The following is a 20390-nucleotide window of genomic DNA, read 5'->3' on the forward strand; positions in this document are numbered from 1 at the left end:
CCGCGGCACCCGATGAGGCCGCCGTCGAAGGTCCGCTAAACAAGCATCCTCACGCTACCGAGAGGTCCGAACCTTCACTGCTGCTGACGGACATCATCAGAACGTGGCACACCACATCCCACCCAAGGTGGGAGTAAAGCTTTTGGCCGTCCAAGGATGCCAGGAGAAGCCCGTTCTGGACGTCGTGCTCGAACGCTTGGGCGGCAAGGGCCTTCATGATGAAACTTCCAAGGCCGCGGCGCTGGAATTGAGGCTCAGTAACGATCTTGTCGAAAACCGCGGTGCCGTTGACCACGTATACCCGGCCGCTCGCGGCCACGTTCTCGCCCGAGTGGACCACCGCATGATGGACGCCGTTGGTTTCCGAGGTAGCGAGTTCGAGGTCATCGTCAGGCAGCCATGGGTCCTCGGAATCCTGGGTTTCCATGTCCACGATCATCATGGTCTGTGAGGCAGAAGTGACATTCAGCCCATGCTGCTCGGCCAAGTACTTATAACGTTGGACGTCGTTGGTCAGCACGGTCAGGATCCGTGTCTCGGCTTCGGCAGTCTTAGCCGCCAGCGCGGCGAACTCTTCATCGGAGGGATCGTGGGCGAAATACTCCCAGTCACCCGTCTTGTCGGCCCGCAGCGCGGCGGGGAAGCGTCCCTCTTGACGCGACTCATAGCCCCGGCAGCCGGACCAGCCGGCCACCCAAACTTCCAAGAGGTGCGCGATGTCTTCAACCAAGGCGTCTGGACTCATGTAGAGAGACTATGTCAGCGCCCGGGGAAGCAACAGAGTCAGGTCAGGGGAAGAATCCGTGCTTATGAAATTGTGACTTCGACGCGTGGAACTGAACCCATGCTCTCTAGGTTTTCAGTGGGCCTGTCAGTGAGGCGCAGAGGATTTTACTCCACCCAGTACCCTTTAATAGTGGCTTTAAACCGGATCGTACTTTTCTATGGCTTTACCCCGATCGCCGACCCCGACGCCGTGCGTCTGTGGCAGCGTGCCCTCTGCGAGAAATTGGGCCTCACCGGCCGGATCCTGATCTCCAAGGACGGTATTAACGCCACAGTTGGCGGCGAGCTCAACAACATGAAGCAATACGTGAAAACCACCCGCGAATACAAGGGCTTCCACGACATCGACTTCAAGTGGTCCGAGGGCGGGGCCGCCGATTTCCCCCGCCTCAGCGTTAAGGTCCGCGACGAGATAGTTTCCTTCGGGGCTCCCGGGGAACTGAAGGTCGACGAAAAGGGCGTGGTGGGCGGAGGCAAGCATCTCCAGCCTGAAGAACTTCATTCCCTGGTGGACGCAAAGAAAGCGGACGGGGAAGAGGTGGTGTTCTTCGATGGCCGCAATGCCTTCGAGGCGCAGATCGGCAAGTTCAAGGACGCCATCGTTCCGGACGTCGCCACTACACATGACTTCATCACGGAACTGGAATCCGGCAAGTATGACGCCCTCAAGGACAAGCCCATTGTCACTTACTGCACGGGCGGCATCCGCTGCGAGGTGCTCTCCAGCCTGATGGTCAACCGTGGTTTCAAAGAGGTTTACCAGCTCGACGGCGGGATCGTTCGCTACGGCGAAACCTTCAAGGACAAGGGCCTCTGGGAGGGCTCGCTCTATGTTTTCGACAAACGCATGCACGTAGAGTTCAGCGACGAAGCAAAGACCATTGGAGAGTGCGTCCGCTGCGCCGCGCCCACCAACAAGTTCGAGAATTGTTCCAACCTGAGCTGCCGGACCCTGACCCTCTACTGTGCAGAATGTGCCTCAAGTCCTGAAACCCTTCGCTGCCCCGGAGGCTGTGAAGCCGCCTGAGGCGCAACTCAATCAGAGCCTGCTGACCCGGTAAGCGAAATTCGCGTCGGATCTGGCACCCACAGTGATGGCCAGGATGGCGTCCTTTTCCAACTGCACCACGCTCACCCGGGCATTGGCGCATCCCAAGGTCAGGTCAACCAAAGCCGTCTCGCCCACGCTGACTGCGAATGAAACGCGTCGAGTGCCTCGGCACGCCAGTGTCACGGCATACGTTCCGCCGGGCAACTGCACGGTCTGTTCAGTTCTGGACTCGCCGGAGTTCAGGAATCCGCTGCTGGAATAGAACGATTGCCCCTGCGATTCCGGCAAGGCCGCCTTGGCCCACTCTTTCAGGGCCTCACCCGTAACGGTTTGCTCCAAGGCTGGGTCGGGAGGAAGCACGACATTGCTGCCGGTAGTGTCTGTGGGGCTGGAATCGGCACGCCCGCCGTCGTCATAGGTGTACTCGCACGCCGTCAGCGCGCTACACAGCACGAGCAAGAGTCCGACGGCGGCACTTGCCAGCCGTCTAGACATAACCGAGCCAGCCACCTTGCTGCCCATATGGTGACTTTACGCTTGCCCGGAGGCCCGCCATAGGGCTGCGGAAGGGGTTTAATTAGCGCTGGGTACCAGCTGGTACGCAAAGATCAGCGGGGCATCCACACTGCTCGTGGAGATACTAAGAGCGGCGGTGGCGGGGACCTTTATCTTCACCATTTCAAGGCTGCCGTTGCAGGCAGCTCCCGCGTCGGCAATTTGCTTTCCTCCGGAAGAGACGGCGAAGAACACCTTCCCTCCTCCATCACAAGCCATCATGAGTGTGTAATTCCCCGCAGGAACGCTGGGTGAGTCCTTAACCAAGGGGTCCCGGTTCAGGATCTTGCCGGAATCCTCCAACGTCACGGTGCTGGCTGTGGGAAGAATCTTGTCTTTCCATGCCGGTACATCGGCATGTTCGACGCTGACCGGACCCTGGCAGGCTGTGGCCGCCAGCAGCGTCCCCGCAGCAATGACAACAAGGCCTGCGCGGCGCCTTGTGGAGGAGAGGTTGAGCATGCTTCCACGCTACCGGGTCCCACAGCAAGGTTTTGTCCACATAGCCCAAACCACGAACGCCTGCCATGAAGCAGCCCCCATAGACTTGCAATGTGACTCAAACCCCCGAAATATTTACCGTTGGCAATACTGACGACGCCCCACGCAGCGACCACCCGGAGCTCCTGGTGTCGCTCGCCTCTGACCTTCGCGCCATCTCATACACGGTCGACGGCGTGGCGGAGCTTCTGGGGGAATCCGCCTATGCCGCACTGAACAGGGACCAGATCATTCCAGCGTTGTTGGTGAGCGAACGCTTGTCCAAGAGCGGCGTGGAAACCACACGTGCGCTGTCCGTCATAGTGCGGCTGTGGTTGCTTGCTGTCCCACAGACCCAGCCCGATGTTGACTTTGCGCTCCCCACCATCGGCGCCCAAGGCCTCGCCCGGCTCGGACTCGTGACCCTGGAGGCCGGCGTTGCCACGGCCAAGGTGGATCTACGCCCCTACGGCTGGGAGGCCAATGCAGACGGCAGCGGGGGAGCGGAGCTTTGGGTGGCCAGCGATCTCGCTGCCCATCAGCAAGCAGGGGTCCTGAGGCACGATCATGTGCTGGGGATAGGGCGGGCATCAACAACCCTTGTCCAAACAACCATCAGGCGGCACACGCATCGTGCGCTGGACCTCGGGACAGGCTGCGGCATCCAGACGTTCCACTTGTTGCATCACTGCGAACACGTCACGGCAACCGACATTTCCGAGAGGGCGCTCGCCTTCACCCGTTTCAATCTGCTCCTCAACGCTGCGGAACTGGACCTGGATCCGAACAACCTGGAAGCGCGCGTGAGCCTGCGCCTGGGCTCGCTCCTGGAACCCGTGGCAGGGGAGCGCTTCGGCCTCGTCGTCTCCAATCCGCCGTTTGTCATTACTCCGCGTAGCACAGGAGAGTCCTCGGCTGACCAATTTACGTACCGGGACGGCGGCCTGCCCGGTGACGAGATCGTCGCATCGTTGGTGCGAACGTTGGCCGAAGTCCTTGAACCCGGCGGCACAGCCCAGATGCTTGGCAACTGGGAGATCCACGAAGGGACCCAGTGGCATGACCGGCCTTCCGCATGGCTCCAAGATTCGGGTTTGGATGTTTGGTTCATTCAACGTGAGCAGTTGAACCCGGAGCAGTACGCTGAGACCTGGCTGCAGGACGCCTCGGAGAACCGGGACCGCAGCCACTACCAGGAGTCGTACGCCGCGTACCTCGAGGACTTCGGATCGAGGGATGTCGAAGGAATCGGCTTTGGCATGATTTGGCTACGCCGCCCACAAAGTTCAGACGAAGTACGCTTCAGCCGGTTTGAGGAAATTACCTACCCCATTGAGCAACCCATCGGACCCCACCTCGGCGCGGCCGTGGAGCGCGCCGACTGGCTTGCAGCCAGCAGTTTGCCGGAAGTACACCTTGTAGTGGCCGAGGACGTCACCGAAGAGCGCCATCAGCGTCCTGGGGCTGTGCATCCAGGCGTGATCCTCCTTCGGCAGGGGGCTGGCCTTCGTCGGACAAACCTGCTCAGCACTGAGCTGGCGGGCTTTGTTTCTGCTTGTGATGGCGAATTATCCGTACGGCAGATTGTCGGCGCCTTGGAAGCACTTCTGGGAGGCACAGACGACTTCGATTCAGGATCCTTTCGCGAAGGGCTTCTTGCCGAAGTGCGGAATCTCGTCCTGGATGGCTTCCTCCTTCCCGACGTGCCGGAGGCGTCCGCATGAACAGTGCACGGCCGCCGCGGCCACTCCGCACCAAGCCCGCGGCAAGTGACCGTGATTACACTGAGGAAGTGATTGCGAACAACGAGACATCCCAGGCGTCAGGCGATACCCCCCGGCGCAAGAGGGCCGAGAAAACGGTTGAGATAACCGATCCCAAGGCCATCCGCGCCTTGGCGCACGCTGCCCGTCTCGAAGTCATCTCCGAGCTCTACGCCACGCAGGTAAGCCACACGGCTACTGAGCTCGCGGCCCGTACCGGCCTGACCCCAAGTGCCATGAGCTACCACCTTCGCGCACTGCAAAAATGGGGGATCGTAGCCCCGGCCGAAAATGCCGGCGATGCAAGGGAACGCCGGTGGAAGGCTGCTGGAACTGATTTCCGGATTTCAGGTGGCAGCGCGGCCAGCCCGGAGATCGCAGTGGTCGATCTTGAGCTGGACGCCTTCCGACGCAGGGCATCAGCTTTTGCCAAGGCCCGCGGGGAGCGCCGGCAGCGTGGCGAAGCGGCGGAAGAACCGGCGTCCGTGGTGCTGGCGAGCAATTTGCTGTACTTAACCAACCAACAGCGCAAGGAGCTTTCTGAGCGGATCCGGGAGGTCCTGCGGGAGTACGAACTCGAAGACCCAACCCGGATTCCGCAAGGTGCCGAGCGTGTTGCTACTCTGTGGTCAATGATCCCGGATGACCGCATGGCACCTGGGCACTAGGGGTCAGGCCAGCCCCCCGGATTTCCACGCCAAAACGCAGGATTCTGCAATCTATGGTGAACTAGGCCAATATGGGCACCAGCCCAATTACACATTTTTTCTGTAGGAGCACCGTGCCCAGCAAGGCAAAAACCGGCAAGAAACTCGTGATCGTGGAGTCTCCGGCCAAGAGCAAGACCATCGCCAAGTATCTTGGCGAGGGCTTCATCGTCGAGGCTTCCATCGGCCATATCCGGGATCTCCCGCAGCCATCGGACCTCCCTGCAGAACTGAAGAAGACCTCGCTGGGCAAGTTCGCCGTCGACATCGAAAACGACTTCAAGCCGTACTACGTCGTATCCCCGGATAAGAAGAAGAAGGTCGCCGAACTCAAGGCCCAGCTGAAAGACGCTGACGCGCTCTATCTCGCAACCGATGGGGACCGCGAGGGCGAAGCCATCGCGTGGCACCTCCTTGAGGTCCTTAAACCCAAAGTTCCCGTGTATCGCATGACCTTTGGTGAAATCACCAAGGAAGCGATTCACCGTGCCATGGATAACCTGCGCGACGTCGACACCGCACTGGTTGATGCCCAGGAAACCCGGCGTATCCTTGACCGGCTCTACGGCTACGAAATCTCACCGGTTCTGTGGCGCAAGGTTGCCAGGGGACTCTCCGCGGGACGCGTGCAGTCCGTGGTTACCCGCATGGTGGTTGACCGTGAACGCGAACGTATGGCCTTCCGGGCCGCCTCCTACTGGGACCTGACGGGCCAGTTCGGAGCCGACTCGGGATCGTTCAAGGCGAAGCTTGCCGCAGTGGACGGTTCCAAGGTGGCCAGTGGTCGTGACTTTAACGACAACGGCCAGCTCACATCCTCCAACGTGGTTCACCTCAACGAGGAACTCGCAACGTCATTGGCCGCAGGTCTGCAGAACGCCGATTTCCGCGTTCGTTCGGTAGACACCAAGCCGTACACCCGGCGCCCTGCCGCACCGTTCACCACCTCCACGCTGCAGCAGGAAGCCGGCCGAAAGCTCCGCTTCTCCTCGAAGAGCACCATGCAGGTCGCCCAGCGCCTGTACGAAAACGGCTACATCACTTATATGCGAACGGACTCCTCTGCCTTGAGCGATGAAGCTGTCACAGCAGCCCGCCGCCAGGCTGCGGAGCTCTACGGCCCCGAGTACGTGCCCCAAAGCCCCCGCGTGTACGCCAACAAAGCTGCAAATGCGCAAGAGGCCCACGAGGCTATCCGCCCCGCAGGTGACTCGTTCCGCACGCCCGCCCAGGTGGCCAAGCAGCTCAGCGGCGACGAATTCCGGTTGTACGAGCTCATCTGGAAGCGCACGGTCGCATCCCAGATGGCCGACGCCAAGGGCTCCACAGCCACCATCCGCCTCGGTGCAGTAGCAGCCGACGGACGCGACGCTGAATTCTCGGCCTCAGGTACCGTTATCACCTTCCCCGGCTTCCTCGCCGCCTATGAGGAGGGCAAGGACGAGAGCCGCGGAGATGACGACTCCGATGAAGCGCGCCGCCTCCCCAACGTGGCCAAGGATGACTCCCTGACGGCCTCGGACATCGTGGCCGTGGGGCACGAGACCTCACCGCCTCCGCGCTACACCGAAGCCTCGCTGACGGCTGAGCTGGAAAAGAAGGGCATCGGGCGTCCGTCGACCTATGCCTCCACGATTTCCACCATCCAGGATCGCGGTTATGTCCGTAAACAAGGTTCTGCCCTGGTTCCCAGTTGGATCGCCTTCTCGGTGATTCGGTTGCTTGAGCAGCACTTCACGGATTATGTCGACTACGAGTTCACCGCCGACATGGAAGGCGATCTGGACAAAATCGCCAACGGCCAGGCCGTGGGCGCAGCGTGGCTGAAGCACTTCTACTATGGTGAAGACTCTGATCCCGGGCTGTTGAGCATCGTGAACAACCTCGGCGAGATTGATGCCCGCGAGATCAACTCCGTGCCCATAGCCGAGGGCATCACCCTGCGTGTGGGTAAGTTCGGCCCGTACCTGGAAAGCAGCATCCCTACCGTTGATGAGAAGACCGGTGAAGTGGTGGAGTCCGCGCGGGCCAACGTCCCGGAGGAACTCGCACCGGATGAGTTGACAGCCGCCAAGGCAATCGAGCTCATGGAAACTGCTGCTCCCGAGGAACGTGTCCTGGGAACCGATCCACACACCGGCCATACCGTGGTTGCCAAGAACGGCCGTTACGGCGCCTATGTCACCGAGATCATCCCCGAGATGACCGAGGAACAGCTGGCAAACCAGCCTGTTGAGTACTACAAGAACGGCAAGCCCAAACCTCCAAAGAAGCCTGTGAAAGCCAAGCCACGCACAGGTTCGCTGTTCAAGTCCATGACCGTGGACAGCGTCACCCTGGATGAGGCCCTGCAGCTCATGAGCCTGCCACGGGTGCTTGGCGAGGACGCTGAAGGAAATGTCATCACCGTCCAGAACGGCCGGTTCGGACCTTACCTGAAGAAGGGTACGGACTCCCGTTCCATCGGATCCGAAGAAGAAATCTTCACCATCACCCTGGAACAGGCCTTGGAGATCTACTCCCAGCCCAAGCAGCGTGGTGCCCGGGCCGCAGTGCCCCCACTGGCCGAGTTTGGCCCGGACCCCGTGTCGGAGAAGAACATCGTCGTGAAGGAGGGCCGTTTCGGTCCGTATATCACTGATGGCGTTACGAACATCACGGTCCCGCGCTCAACCTCCCTTGAGGAACTGACCCGGGAACGCGCCGTCGAACTTCTTGCCGAGAAGCGGGCCAAGGGCCCCGTCAAGCGGACCACTACCCGCAAGGCGCCAGCCAAGAAGGCAACAGCCAAAAAGTAAAGCAGCAGCAAGACAGGATGCCGTCCGGGAAGCAAGCGAATTGCGTCCCGGACGGCATCGTGGTCGAGTAGAAGCATGACTGAACAGACGGCTTCACCGGACAACGGACCCTTGAACGACCTCGAAGCGAAGCTCGCCTTGGCTGAACAGCCGGACGCCAACCCGGTGGACGTCATCCTTGCTTTCCTGAACAACGAGGTCTATCTCATCAGTTCCGAAGCAGTGGATGGACCGGATTCTGCAGTAGAGCCATTGGTCCTTTCGAACGCCGACGGACAGCCCGTTCTGGCGGTGTTCAGCCACCCGAGCCGCGTGGACGAGCGTTTCCTGGAAGCCGCTCCGCACATTCTGGGGACCATGGGTTCAGCGATCCTTGGCAACATCGGCGACGAACTGGGCATGGTCATTAACCCCGGAAGCGAATATGGCTTCGAAATCGATCCTGAAGGGATCGCCAACATCCGCCGCGACTTCAAACGGGCAGACGAAGCAGGGGAGCCAACGGAATAGCTGGCATCCTGGGCACGGGACGTCCGCCTGCCAGCGAAACGTGGACGCCAAGTTGCTTCCCCGGCTTCGAATCGGTGAATAATGGCAGAATGCGTCTTGGCGTTCTCGATATCGGTTCAAACACCGTCCACCTGCTGCTCGTGGATGCCCATCCCGGCGCCCGCCCAGTGGCTTTTGCCTCCCACAAACGGCCACTTTCCCTGGTGCAATACCTCGACGGTGATGGCAACATCAACGACGCCGGACAGACTGAGCTGATTGAGTTCGTCCTGGAGGCGTGGGAATTCGCAGCCCGCCACAAGGCTGAGGATTTGCTCGCGTTTTGTACCTCGGCAATCCGTGAGGCAACCAACGGAGCCGAGGTCCTGGCCCGGGTCAAACACGAGACCACGGTGACTCTCCAGGAGCTCACTGGCAGCGAAGAAGCCTCCATGACCTTCTTTGCCGTTCGTCGTTGGTACGGCTGGGGCGCCGGCCCGATTCTGGATCTGGACATTGGCGGTGGATCCTTCGAAATGGCCTACGGCACGGACGAACTTCCGGAATTCGCTACATCCGTTCCCTTGGGAGCCAGCAGGCTGACGCGGGATTGGCTCCACGAAGATCCACCCAGCGCGAAGAGCGTCAAGGAGTTGAGGCGGTACATCCGCTCTACCCTCAAACCTGTTGTCCGCAACTTTCACGAGCTCGGCCGCGCCAACCTGGTGGCAGGGACCTCCAAGACGTTCCGCTCCCTTGCCCGGATCGCCGGTGCTGCCCCCAGCGGAGCCGGTCCTTATGTAAAAAGGGAACTCCACGCCGCCGATCTTGGCTTGTGGGCCCAGCGCATATCCGCCATGAAGGTCGAGGACCGGTTGTACCTCCCCGGCGTTTCAGATGCGCGCGCCCGCCAGTTGCTGGCCGGGGCTCTGGTTGCAGAAGCCGCGTTGGAACTCTTCGAATTCCCTAAAATGGAAATTTGTCCGTGGGCTCTGCGTGAAGGGCTGATCCTTCGCCGCCTGGACCAGTTGGTCTTCGAGGACGCAGTGGATCCCGCCCCACACGTCGGGAAGCGCAAGAAGGACAAGTCCAAGAAAAAAGCAGTCAAGGAAGGCGACAAGACGACGGACAACGACGAGCCCCAGCCCAGCTTTGAGGAGTTCCCGGTGCCGCTGAACACAGTGCCGGTGAACAACCCTGCCCCTGCACCAATCCCGGCACCTGCTGCAGGCGGGCTGGCTTCCTGAGATGAGTACCGACGTCGAGCCCTTTGCAAATAACCGCCACATCCCAGTGGCGCTGTCCAGTGCCTCCGTTTATCCGCTGAGCGTCCATGATGCTTTCGCGGTTGCCCAGGACCTTGGCTATGAAGGCGTTGAGGTCATGGTCACCAACAACGCCGTGAGCCAGAATCCTGACGCACTCATCCAGCTGAGCCATCGCTACCACCAAGAGATCGTCTCTATTCACGCGCCCACTTTGCTGCTCACCCAGCAAGTCTGGGGAGCTGCATGGAACAAGATCGAGAAGTCGTGCCAGATGGCCAGGGAAGTTGGCTGCGACACCGTGGTGGTCCATCCGCCATTCCGCTGGCAGTCGAACTATGCCGAGAACTTCGCCGCGGGTGTTCGGGAGATCGCGGCGATGTACCAAGTGCACATCGCGGTGGAGAACATGTACCCGTGGCGCGTCCGCGGACGGGAGGCTGTTGCCTACCTTCCGCACTGGGATCCGTTGGGACAGGATTACGACGACGTCACTTGGGACTTCTCGCACGCGGCAACTGCGGGGGCCAATAGTTTGGAAGCAATCCAGGCGTTGGGCAGTAAACTCCGGCACGTTCACCTCACAGATGGTTCAGGATCCGGAAAAGACGAGCATCTGGTGCCGGGCACGGGGACGCAGCAGTGCGCGGATGCCCTCCAACACCTTGCATCCAACGGCTTCAGCGGTGTTGTGGTGGCGGAGATTTCGACCCGCAAGGCCAAGGTGGCAGGCGAGCGCGAAGAAATGTTGGCGGAGACGCTTCGTTTCGCGCGGCAGCACCTCAGCATCCCGCTGGTGCGCTCACACGATAATTAGTAGCCAACGCAATTAAAAGCGAAAGCACCGGCGGCCGAATCGGGAAATGGGGGAAAAACCCGCCCGGCCACCGGTGCTGTTGGCGGACATCCCCATGCCCGCCTCATCACTCGCACCCTCAATGAGGTAACTACAAAGTTACGGACCAAGGTTGGGTACTGCCTGCAATATTCTTGGGAACAAGCTGTGAATCCGGATAGCGTTCGACCCCTCCATGGGCAAACTGCCATGATGGAGCAATGAGCAACCGAATCGCATTCCTTGGCTGTGGATCCATGAACGAGGCAATCCTGGCCGGTCTCCTTGCCGCCGGGACTGACCCATCTGATGTCGTCGCCACTGTTCGACGTGCTGAGCGTGCAGAAGAACTTGCGCAGCGGCATGGCGTTATGGCGATCGCCGGCGAGGAAGAGCGGGACAACAACAAGCTTGCCACCAAGGGCTCCGGCATAGTCATCCTTGGCGTCAAACCAGTTGGCATTACAGACCTTGCCCGGGAAATCAGCCCGGCACTCGCGAAGGACACCGTTGTTGTGAGCGTCGCAGCTGCGGTTTCCATCGCGCAGCTTGAGGCCGCCCTTCCGGAGGGGCAGCCGGTGATCCGCACCATGCCGAACACCCCCGCAAGGCTGGGCCGCGGCGTCGTATCCGTCTCGCCCGGAACGCACTGCACGCCGGAACAGCTGGAGAAGGTGAAGGCGGCGCTGGCAGGTGCCGGCAAGGTTGTGGAGGTACCTGAGGAACAAGTGGACGCCTTGTCCGCCATCAGTGGATCCGGCCCCGCATACGCGTTCTATTTGGCCGAGGCCATGGCCGCTGCGGGTGTTGAGTTGGGGCTGGACGCCGAATTGTCCGTCATGCTGGCCCGCGAAACGGTGGCAGGCGCCGGTTTCATGCTGGCGGAACCGGGTGCGGACCCCACGGCCCTTCGCGTTGCCGTGACCAGTCCCAACGGCACCACCGAGCGTGCTATCGCAGCATTCGACGACGGCGGGATCCCCAGGATCATCGCCGACGGCGCCCGCGCGGCTGCCACCCGGGCGGCCGAGATCACCAAGCAGTTGGGCTGATCCCCAACCAACCGCACGCTACGGCCGCGCTGCGAAGCGCTCCAGTAGGTCAACGTGTCCGGACACGATCAACATGTCGTGGCCGGACACCTTGGTTTCCGGCCGCGCATACGTGAAGTCCTCGCCGGGAGTCTTCACGCCGACGATCGTCACGCCGTATTTGGAGCGCACCTTGGATTCCTCCAGGGTGAAGCCCACAGTTTCCTTGGGCGGATACATCTTGACGATCGCGTAGTCGTCGTCGAACTCGATGAAGTCCAGCATGCGCCCTGAGACCAGGTGCGCGGCACGGACCCCTGCGTCGGCTTCCGGGTAGATCACGTGGTTTGCGCCGATCCGGCTGAGAATCTTGCCGTGGGATGGGGTGATCGCTTTGACCCAGAGGTGTTGGATGCCCAGGTCCACCAGGTTCACAGTGATGAGTACCGAGGACTCGATGGACGTGCCCACGCCTACCACGGCGGAGCTGAACTCTTGGGCCCCCAGCTGGCGCAGGGCATCGATGTTGGTGGCGTCGGCCTCCACCACGTGGGTGAGCACAGGCGCCCATTTCTGGACCAGGGTGCGGTCACGTTCAATCGCCAGGACTTCCCGGCCTTGCTTGACCAATTGCTCCGCTGTGGCCGACCCGAACCGGCCAAGGCCAATGACCAGCACTGGTGCGTTGTGGGCGGGACGGTTGGGCGCCCCTGTGGTACTAGCCAATGATTGGCCTCTCTTCCGGGTAGTGGTACAGCTGGCTGCGCTGGCGCAGGGCCAGGCCGGCAGCGAGGGTTACGGTGCCCACACGGCCTGCGAACATGAGTACGGTCAGGACGTAAACGCCCGACGGCGGCAGCTCGGCGCTGAGGTTGGTGCTCAGTCCCACGGTGGCAAAGGCCGAGATGGTTTCAAAGAGCACTCTGTCCAGTGTTGCGCCGCTGATGGAGAGCAGCAGGAATGCCGCGACCGAGACAAGGGTGGCACCGGCAACGATCACGGAAATCGCCACCCGCATGGTGCCTTGGGGAATCGTTCGGCCGTAGACCTTCACATCGGCATCGCCACGGGCCTCGGCGACGATGGCGAGGAACATGACGGCGATGGTGGTCACCTTGATGCCGCCGGCCGTGGACGCCGAGCCGCCGCCGGCAAACATGAGGGCATCCGTGAGGAGCATGGTGGTGGATTCCATGTGGTTTTGGTCCACCAGGTTGAATCCGCCTGAGCGCGTCATCACGGAAGCAAAGAGGGAATGGATGAGCTTGTCACCCAGGTCCATGTGCGCGATGGTCCGCACGTTGTCCCATTCCATGAGCGCCCACAGGACTGTGCCGGCGAGCAGCAGGATGAAGGACACCTGGATGGTGATCTTGGTGTGGAGGTTCCACTTCTTCCAGTTCAGGCCGTTCTGTTGGAGGACCATCACTACGGGGAAGCCGAGGCTGCCAAGGAACACGCCCAGCATGAGTGGAACGAGGATCCAGAGGTCGGTCTCGTAGGGGACGATGCCGTCCGAGTGCGGCGTAAATCCGGCATTGTTGAAGGACGAGATCGAGTAGAAGACCCCGTGCCAAACCGACTGCCAGAACGGCTCTCCGAGGAGCATGAAGCGGGGGATCAGCGCAAGGGCAAGCGCGCCTTCGATCACCACGGAGGTCACGATGACAATGCGGAGCAGCGTACCTACTTCACCAAGCCTGCCGGCGTTGTTCATGGCCTCCTGGGCGATGAGCTTGCCGCGGACACCAAGCCGCTTGCTGACCATGAGCGCCAACAGTGAAGCCAGGGTCAGGGTGCCAAGGCCGCCCACAAAGATGCCCACCAAAATAATGAGCTGGCCGAGGAAGGACCAGTGCGTGGCGGTGGAAACCACGGTCAGGCCGGTAACACAGACACTGGAAACTGCCGTGAACATGGCCTGGTGGAGAGGCGTAGGTTCGCCCGACGCCGAGGAAAATGGCAAAGACAACAAGCCTGTGAAGAGCAGGATCACCGAGGCGAAAGCGACCAAGGCCAAACGGGCCGGGGAAGTGTTGGCGATGTTGTCGATGAAGTCGCGCGCACGCGTGAAAATCCATAGACCTTCACGTTCCTGCTGGCCGGGTTGCCAGTTGGCCGGGCTCACGGAGCGCGACTGGCTTTGAGACATGGGGTTCTTCCTCGGTTGAACATGCTTTCCTGAGTAGTAAACCACTATTCCTGCGGCGTAACCGGGCGGTAGTGCAGCGCGGCCTCAGGTAGCCTGTTCTGGATGAACTCCAGGCTTGGAACAACTGCTTCCAGCATTACGCGATCCGCACTGCCAACGACGGTGGTGTGGGATCCAGCCATGACTGCTTACAACTTTGGTCCCAGCCATCCTATGGCCCCGCAGCGCCTGGAGTTAACGGCGAGGCTCGCGGAATCCCTTGGTCTTTTCAACCACAGCCATGTGGCGGTGGAGTCGCCGGAGCTGGCCACCGACGTCGAACTTTGCTCGGTGCACAGCGCCGACTATGTGGAGGCCGTCCGCCGGGTGAGCGAGAATCCTGGCATGCCGGAGGAAGGGCGTGGTCTGGGGACTGAGGATGATCCTGCGTTCGCCGGTATGCATGAGGCCAGCGCCCGGCTCGCCGGTGGCTCTTTGCTCGCTGCGGAATCCATTCTGTCCGGCAACGCCGTCCGTGCCGTGAATTTCAGTGGCGGAATGCACCATGCAGCACGTGACCGCGCCAGCGGTTTTTGCGTCTACAACGACGTCGCGATTGCCATCCAACGGCTGCTGGATGGCGGCGTGCAGCGCGTCGTCAGCATCGACGTCGACGCCCACCACGGCGACGGAACCCAAAGCATTTTTTGGAATGACCCCCGCGTCATGACGATTTCCCTGCATGAGTCCGGTCTTACCCTCTTTCCGGGAACGGGTTTTGCCAATGAAACCGGTGGCCCTGATGCGCAGGGCACGGTTGTCAACGTCGCGTTGCCGGCGTTCACCGGAGATGCCGCGTGGCTTCGCGCCTTCCATGCGGTGGTACCGCAGCTGGTTGCCGCCTTCAATCCCGAGGTGATTGTCAGCCAGCATGGCTGCGACTCGCACCGCCTGGATCCATTGACGCACCTCAACCTCAGCGTGGACGGGCAGCGTGAGGCGGCCAGCGCCGTCGCCAGCCTTGCAGCCAGGTACTGCGACAACCGGTGGATCGCCACAGGCGGGGGCGGCTACGACGTTACGGGTGTTGTGCCACGTGCCTGGAGCCATCTGATCGGGATGGTGACACAGCGGCCGGTGCCCTTGAGCACCCCCGTGCCAGAAGCATGGCGTAACTATGTCAGGGAAACTTACGGGGTGTGGGCTCCGGAGTCGATGGGCGACGACGTGGATGTTTGGTGGCGCTCTTGGGAAGTTGGATACGACCCAGCGGACGAGGTGGACCGCACGGTCATTGCCACACGCAAGGAGATCTTCCCTTTGTACGGGCTGGATCCCTGGTTCGATTAGCCGGACTCACCAGCTATGGCTCGGACTTCTCCGTCTGGAAGACCACGCCCGCCGCACCCACGAGCCAGCCCAGCAAGGACAACGCAAAGGCTCCGATGAGGTCCGTGGACGCCTGGCCCTTGAACAGCCATAGCACCAGGACCAGCAAGCCCATGGTGATGTAAACCATGATCGCGAATATCACCCGTCCCGATAAACGCAGGGCAACCTCCGCCGGGCTGACGAGGGGACCGGATTCGCCAGCGTTCGTGTTGTCCCGCTTAACCTCCGAGATAGTGAACCCGAGTGCAGATGCCGTAAGCGAACTCAGGGACGTTGCGAGGACTCCCGCCGCGGTAACCAACGCTCCGTTCAGCTCAGGGGCGCTCAACCCACCGGTTGGAACCCAGGTGCCGACCCGGAGGAGCACGGCACTCCACACGAAGACGAATACGGCAAGGAACACCCCGGCGATGATGTTGAAGATTTGCCGCCGAAGGAAATCAGTCATTGCCCGCACCCCGTGCTTTTGGCGGCCGGGGCCTGGGAGCCCGGACGGACCGTGAGTCCGTTTTAGCATCGGCTCTTGATAGGGTCAACGATCCGGAGCCGTCGCGGCACGAAACAGGGATGCCATTTGGCGTATATGTCGCTAGGGTGGGAGGCATGGTGACTGACGACGTATTTGCCGTCATAGCTGAGGCAACCAGGCGCGACATCCTGGTTTCACTCCGCTCTGGGGATAAAGCTGTAGGCGAATTGGTGGAAGAACTGGCTGCAAGCCAGCCCACTATCTCCAAGCATCTGAAGGTGCTCCGCGAGGCTGACCTCGTCAGCATGCGTGCCCAGGGGCAGAAGCGCTACTACGCGCTGAACCCGAAACCGCTGGCGGGCGTAGCCACGTGGCTGGAAACGTTCGACGTCGGACCCTCGGCTGCTGCCGCCGTCGGACAGTCCGTGGAAGCAGCTCCTCAAACGGTGGCTTCTGCTTCGCTTGTGGAACCCACTGTGCCGGATGTCATCGAAACTCGTGCAGACGCCGTTAGCAAGGCCGTGAAAGTCCACTCAGATGGGATGCCCGTCTCGCTGGAACTCGCATCGGACGATACCGTCCCGCAGCAGATCGGCCGGACTGTTGGCCGCGCTGCCACTAAAGCCGCGGACCTGCTGGCTAACCTCCCGAACCTTCCGAACCTCCCGAAGTTCGGTCGCAAGCGCTAGTGCGCTATAGCCAAGCAATCTAACGTGATCTTGGACACCTTGTGAGGTTTCATTAAGGTCAGGTTTCCTTGCGTTTGCGCGGATTTTCTACAGTTGTGTTAACTCCGGGCCGAAGGTCACAATCCCATCGGATGGAGATCCTACGTCCATCGGTGCAACCATGAGCGGGACTGAATCGTCTCGCCGCCGGCCGGCGCACTGAGGGATAGGAAGACGCATGGATTCGAGGCTCGAAGCTGTCAGGGACACCGTGTTGGCGCGGAATCCAGGCGAGAAGGAGTTCCACCAGGCTGTCACCGAGGTCTTCGAAAGCCTGGGGCCGGTTCACGATCGGCACCCGGAATTCCTGGAAGGCGCCGTGCTGGAGCGTCTCTGCGAACCCGAACGGCAGATCATCTTCCGCGTACCGTGGACCGACGATTCTGGCCGAGTCCACGTAAACCGCGGTTTTCGGGTGGAGTTCAACTCGGCGCTCGGTCCCTACAAGGGCGGGCTGCGGTTCCATCCCTCCGTCTACCTGGGAATCGTCAAGTTTCTTGGCTTTGAGCAGATCTTCAAGAATGCCCTCACAGGCATGCCGATCGGCGGCGGCAAGGGCGGCTCCGACTTCGATCCGCGCGGACGCTCGGATGCCGAGATCATGCGATTCTGCCAGTCGTTCATGACTGAGCTCTACCGTCATATTGGTGAGTACACCGATGTCCCCGCTGGCGACATCGGCGTTGGCGGACGCGAGATTGGCTACCTCTTCGGCCAGTACAAGCGCATCACCAACCGCTACGAATCCGGGGTCCTCACTGGCAAGGGGATTTCCTGGGGTGGCTCGTTGGTCCGGCCTGAAGCTACCGGGTACGGCACCGTGATCTTTGCCCAGGAGATGCTCAAGTCCCGCGGCGCTTCCTTTGACGGCCAGCGTGTTGTGGTGTCCGGTTCCGGAAACGTAGCCATCAATGCGATTGCCAAAGCCCAGTCGCTCGGTGCAACTGTGGTGGCCTGTTCCGACTCGTCCGGTTACATCGTGAACGAGGCTGGGATCGACGTCGGGCTTTTGCGCCACATCAAGGAAGTGGAGCGCGCCCGGCTGACGGAATACGCGCAACGACGGCCCGGATCCAGCTACGTAGCGGGTGGCTCGGTGTGGGACGTGAACGGTACGGTCGCGCTGCCTTGCGCCACCCAGAACGAGCTCGACGGCGATGCTGCCGCCAAGCTGGTCAGCAACGGTCTGATCGCGGTGGCCGAGGGGGCCAACATGCCCTCCACGCGGTCGGCAGTGTCAGTGTTTCAGGAGGCGGGCATTCTGTTCGGCCCGGGTAAAGCCGCCAACGCCGGAGGTGTTGCTACGTCCGCATTGGAAATGCAGCAGAACGCCAGCCGTGATTCGTGGTCGTTCGAGCACACTGAACAGCGGCTTACGGAGATCATGGTGGGCATCCACGACCGCTGCGCAGCAACCGCCGAAGAGTATGGTTCGCCTGGTAACTACGTGGTGGGCGCCAACATCGGCGGCTTCGTCAAGGTAGCCGACGCCATGCTGGCTCAAGGCCTGATCTAGCGCCGTCCTTGCCCAACTGGGTAGCAGATAAGGCCGTTATGAGCGTTCATAACGGCCTCATCTGCGACTTACTTGGGCGGTCGCTAGTGCTGAAGCAGCCGCACGTGGTCCGGGTTCAGGTCCGAGACTTTGCTGACGCCCAGCAGCGCCATGGTCCGGGTCATGTCCTTCTCGAGGATCTGGATGGTGCGGTCCACGCCTTCGCGTCCGCCGGCCATGAGTCCGTAGAGGTAAGCGCGTCCGATCAAGGCAAAGTCTGCACCCAAGGCGAGAGCTGCCACGATGTCAGCGCCGCTCATGATGCCTGTGTCCAGCATGACGGCGGCCTTGCTGTTGTCAGCCTTCAGCGCCGAAGTTACCTCGGGAAGCAGGTGGAACGGGATGGGTGCGCGGTCCAGTTGGCGGCCGCCATGGTTGGACAGGACGATGCCATCAGCGCCGTGGTCCACCACCTTACGGGCATCCTCAACGGTTTGGATGCCCTTGACCACGAGCTTGCCCTTCCAGGTTTCACGCAACCAGTCCAGGTCCTCGTAGGTCAGCGTGGGGTCGAACATTGAGTTGATGAGGTCCGCCACCGTGCCGGTGTAGCGCGACAGCGACGCGAAGGTCAGCGGTTCATGGGTCAGGAAGTTGAACCACCATGCGGGTCGGTAGGACGCATCCAGGACTGTCTTGATGGTCAGTGCCGGCGGGATGGTCATGCCGTTCCGGACATCCCTCAACCGAGCCCCGGCTACAGCGGTGTCCACGGTCACCATGAGGGTATCGTTGCCTGCTTTGGCGGCGCGCTCGATCAACTCCAGTGAGCGGTCGCGGTCGGTCCACAGGTACAGCTGGAACCAGTTGCGGCCGTTCGGAGCGGCTGTAGCAACGTCCTCGATCGAAGCAGTGCCCATGGTTGAGAGCGTGTAGGGAATGCCGGCGGCTTCTGCGGCCTGCGAGCCAGCGTATTCGCCCTCGGACTGCATCATGCGGGTGAACCCGGTGGGCGCGATGCCGAACGGGAGGCGCGATTCGTTCCCCAAAATGTTCGTGTGGAGGTCAATCCTGGAAACATCACGAAGGATCCCGGGGCGGAATTCGATGTCCTGGAATGCCTGGCGCGCGCGGCGCAGTGTGATTTCTTCCTCCGCGGCGCCGTCCGTGTAGTCGAAAGGTGCTTGTGGCGTGCGACGCTTGGCGATCTCGCGCAGCTCCCAGATGGTGCTGGCGCGCTTGAGACGGGCGGCCTTGCTGAATTCCGGCTTCTTGAACTGCATCAGCGGGGCCAGATCGGACACTTTGGGTATGCGTCGCTTCAGTGCCGGAGGTTGCACGACGGCGGGGGTCGGCTGCGGCGGCCGGCTGACGTTCTCGTCGCTGCCGGCATTGGCCGGAGCGGCTGTGATCTTCGGATCGAGGGTGTCGGTCATGCGGTTCTCCCTTGAAATTCTGTGGTCCTACCACTGTGGTCTAACCACACTCTAAGCCATGTGGTTGGACCACATCAACTAGTATTCCCGTATGCGTACCCACGAACTAGTCCTGCAGTGGATAGAAAAGCAACTATCCGACGGCGACCTCGCCCTCGGCGGACGCCTCCCCGGAGAACGGGCCATGGCCGAGCAGCTGCAGGTATCCAGGACATCCGTGCGGGAAGCTGTGCGGATCCTTGAAGCAATGGGTGTTGTCCGCGCGGGAGTTGGTTCGGGCAAGGACGCGGGAACGGTAGTGATCGCCGAGCCCGGCTCGGCACTGGGCTCGACGCTCCGCCTCCACGTGGCAACGCGACACCTTCCCGTGGCCGACATCGTGGAGACGAGGGTGTTGCTTGAATCCTGGGCGGCTGCGCGGGCAAAGGTTGGTGCCCCCGCCCTCGACGAGGCTGCCGCCTTGCTCGAGCAAATGGACAACAGCCCGGATATTGAGACGTTCCTGGCCCTTGACGCCCGGTTCCACGTGGCACTGGCACAGGCTGCCGGAAACACCGTGGTCAGTGCCATGATGGCGTCGTTGCGTGGCGCCATTGAAAACTACGCCGGGAAACTCACCGGAAACCTGCCTGACTGGAAGGCCACCTCGGACAGGCTTCGGGCGGAACACCACGCGATATTGGCAGCCGTCAACGCGAACGACGGCGGCCGGGCAGCAGATCTTGTGGCCGCCCACATCCAAGGTTTCTACAAGGAAGCCGGAGTGGGCTCGCAAGCCGCCGGGGAATAGAGCAACGCGGGGTCACTTGTGGCCCATGTTGGGCTTCCGGATGGGCCATAAGTGACTGTGAGGATTGTTGTGGCTGGTCTGGGACTGGCTGGCAGAGTGGGTATTGGCCGTGCTGCCCCTTGGATGTGACTCGGTAAGTGACTGGCCCCGCAAGGGTGTCCTGGAGTGGGATCTGTCCATCCGAGGGGT

Annotated in this window: 20 protein-coding genes; 12 read left to right on the plus strand and 8 right to left on the minus strand. The window is 61.4% G+C overall.

Features of this window, described 5'->3' with window-relative positions:
• Positions 1–49: 49 nt before the first annotated feature.
• Positions 50–745, minus strand: coding sequence for a GNAT family N-acetyltransferase (locus AB4Z15_RS20390; RefSeq protein WP_442003443.1), 696 nt, complete (start codon positions 743–745; stop codon positions 50–52).
• 171 nt (positions 746–916) lie between these two features.
• Here AB4Z15_RS20390 and trhO point away from each other — a divergent pair, with 171 nt between their 5' ends.
• Complete coding sequence (trhO, locus tag AB4Z15_RS20395; RefSeq protein ID WP_442003444.1) at positions 917–1813, plus strand: oxygen-dependent tRNA uridine(34) hydroxylase TrhO; 897 nt, start codon at positions 917–919, stop codon at positions 1811–1813.
• Between the two features lie 12 nt (positions 1814–1825).
• Here the strand turns inward: trhO and AB4Z15_RS20400 are convergent, their stop codons facing one another.
• Positions 1826–2332 carry a DUF6023 family protein gene (locus AB4Z15_RS20400; protein ID WP_442018715.1) on the minus strand — a complete coding sequence of 169 codons (507 nt, stop codon included), beginning with the start codon at positions 2330–2332 and terminating at the stop codon, positions 1826–1828.
• Between the two features lie 78 nt (positions 2333–2410).
• On the minus strand, positions 2411–2854 hold the full coding sequence (locus tag AB4Z15_RS20405) for a hypothetical protein (protein ID WP_442003446.1): 444 nt from the start codon (positions 2852–2854) through the stop codon (positions 2411–2413).
• A 92-nt stretch (positions 2855–2946) separates the two neighbouring features.
• Between AB4Z15_RS20405 and AB4Z15_RS20410 the strand changes: the two genes are divergently transcribed.
• From AB4Z15_RS20410 to proC, 7 genes are all read left to right on the plus strand, one after another.
• Positions 2947–4596, plus strand: coding sequence for a DUF7059 domain-containing protein (locus tag AB4Z15_RS20410; protein WP_442018716.1), 1650 nt, complete (start codon positions 2947–2949; stop codon positions 4594–4596).
• The gene (locus AB4Z15_RS20415) at positions 4593–5303 is read left to right on the plus strand and encodes an ArsR/SmtB family transcription factor (protein ID WP_442003448.1); all 711 of its coding nucleotides are present in this window, start codon (positions 4593–4595) and stop codon (positions 5301–5303) included. The genes AB4Z15_RS20410 and AB4Z15_RS20415 overlap by 4 nt, the downstream gene beginning before the upstream one ends.
• A gap of 113 nt (positions 5304–5416) precedes the next feature.
• Complete coding sequence (topA, locus tag AB4Z15_RS20420) at positions 5417–8140, plus strand: type I DNA topoisomerase (protein ID WP_442018717.1); 2724 nt, start codon at positions 5417–5419, stop codon at positions 8138–8140.
• Positions 8141–8215: 75 nt separating this feature from the next.
• Positions 8216–8650, plus strand: coding sequence for an SseB family protein (locus tag AB4Z15_RS20425; protein ID WP_224165298.1), 435 nt, complete (start codon positions 8216–8218; stop codon positions 8648–8650).
• A gap of 89 nt (positions 8651–8739) precedes the next feature.
• Complete coding sequence (locus tag AB4Z15_RS20430) at positions 8740–9876, plus strand: Ppx/GppA phosphatase family protein (RefSeq protein WP_442003450.1); 1137 nt, start codon at positions 8740–8742, stop codon at positions 9874–9876.
• A 1-nt stretch (position 9877) separates the two neighbouring features.
• On the plus strand, positions 9878–10711 hold the full coding sequence (locus tag AB4Z15_RS20435; RefSeq protein ID WP_442003451.1) for a sugar phosphate isomerase/epimerase family protein: 834 nt from the start codon (positions 9878–9880) through the stop codon (positions 10709–10711).
• Between the two features lie 239 nt (positions 10712–10950).
• Positions 10951–11781 (plus strand): pyrroline-5-carboxylate reductase, encoded by an 831-nt coding sequence (proC, locus tag AB4Z15_RS20440; RefSeq protein ID WP_442018718.1) that lies wholly within the window; start codon positions 10951–10953, stop codon positions 11779–11781.
• Positions 11782–11799: 18 nt separating this feature from the next.
• On the opposite strand, the gene AB4Z15_RS20445 is transcribed toward proC, so the two are convergent.
• Genes AB4Z15_RS20445 through AB4Z15_RS20455 form a run of 3 tightly spaced genes read right to left on the minus strand, consistent with a single transcriptional unit; the run spans position 11800 to position 14094 of the window.
• A complete protein-coding gene (locus AB4Z15_RS20445) occupies positions 11800–12438 on the minus strand; it encodes a potassium channel family protein (RefSeq protein ID WP_377652913.1) in 639 nt (212 codons plus the stop codon).
• A gap of 40 nt (positions 12439–12478) precedes the next feature.
• Entirely contained in the window at positions 12479–13912 is a 1434-nt protein-coding gene (locus AB4Z15_RS20450; protein WP_442003453.1) for a TrkH family potassium uptake protein, read from the minus strand.
• A gap of 44 nt (positions 13913–13956) precedes the next feature.
• Positions 13957–14094, minus strand: coding sequence for a hypothetical protein (locus AB4Z15_RS20455; RefSeq protein ID WP_442003454.1), 138 nt, complete (start codon positions 14092–14094; stop codon positions 13957–13959).
• Between AB4Z15_RS20455 and AB4Z15_RS20460 the strand changes: the two genes are divergently transcribed.
• Positions 14093–15241, plus strand: coding sequence for an acetoin utilization protein AcuC (locus AB4Z15_RS20460; protein WP_442018719.1), 1149 nt, complete (start codon positions 14093–14095; stop codon positions 15239–15241). The genes AB4Z15_RS20455 and AB4Z15_RS20460 overlap by 2 nt on opposite strands.
• A gap of 13 nt (positions 15242–15254) precedes the next feature.
• Here AB4Z15_RS20460 and AB4Z15_RS20465 read toward each other — a convergent pair whose 3' ends face one another.
• Positions 15255–15731 (minus strand): hypothetical protein, encoded by a 477-nt coding sequence (locus AB4Z15_RS20465; RefSeq protein ID WP_442003456.1) that lies wholly within the window; start codon positions 15729–15731, stop codon positions 15255–15257.
• A 155-nt stretch (positions 15732–15886) separates the two neighbouring features.
• Between AB4Z15_RS20465 and AB4Z15_RS20470 the strand changes: the two genes are divergently transcribed.
• Both AB4Z15_RS20470 and gdhA read left to right on the plus strand, forming a co-directional pair.
• Positions 15887–16441 (plus strand): ArsR/SmtB family transcription factor, encoded by a 555-nt coding sequence (locus AB4Z15_RS20470; RefSeq protein ID WP_442018720.1) that lies wholly within the window; start codon positions 15887–15889, stop codon positions 16439–16441.
• 217 nt (positions 16442–16658) lie between these two features.
• Positions 16659–17996: an NADP-specific glutamate dehydrogenase gene (gdhA, locus tag AB4Z15_RS20475; protein WP_442018721.1), complete on the plus strand. Its 1338-nt coding sequence runs from the start codon at positions 16659–16661 to the stop codon at positions 17994–17996.
• 83 nt (positions 17997–18079) lie between these two features.
• Here gdhA and AB4Z15_RS20480 read toward each other — a convergent pair whose 3' ends face one another.
• Positions 18080–19411, minus strand: coding sequence for an alpha-hydroxy acid oxidase (locus AB4Z15_RS20480; protein WP_442018722.1), 1332 nt, complete (start codon positions 19409–19411; stop codon positions 18080–18082).
• A 91-nt stretch (positions 19412–19502) separates the two neighbouring features.
• Between AB4Z15_RS20480 and AB4Z15_RS20485 the strand changes: the two genes are divergently transcribed.
• The gene (locus AB4Z15_RS20485; protein WP_442018723.1) at positions 19503–20201 is read left to right on the plus strand and encodes a FadR/GntR family transcriptional regulator; all 699 of its coding nucleotides are present in this window, start codon (positions 19503–19505) and stop codon (positions 20199–20201) included.
• The last annotated feature ends 189 nt before the right edge of the window (positions 20202–20390 follow it).

This window comes from Paenarthrobacter sp. 2TAF44, assembly GCF_052114885.1.
Lineage (GTDB): Bacteria > Actinomycetota > Actinomycetes > Actinomycetales > Micrococcaceae > Arthrobacter.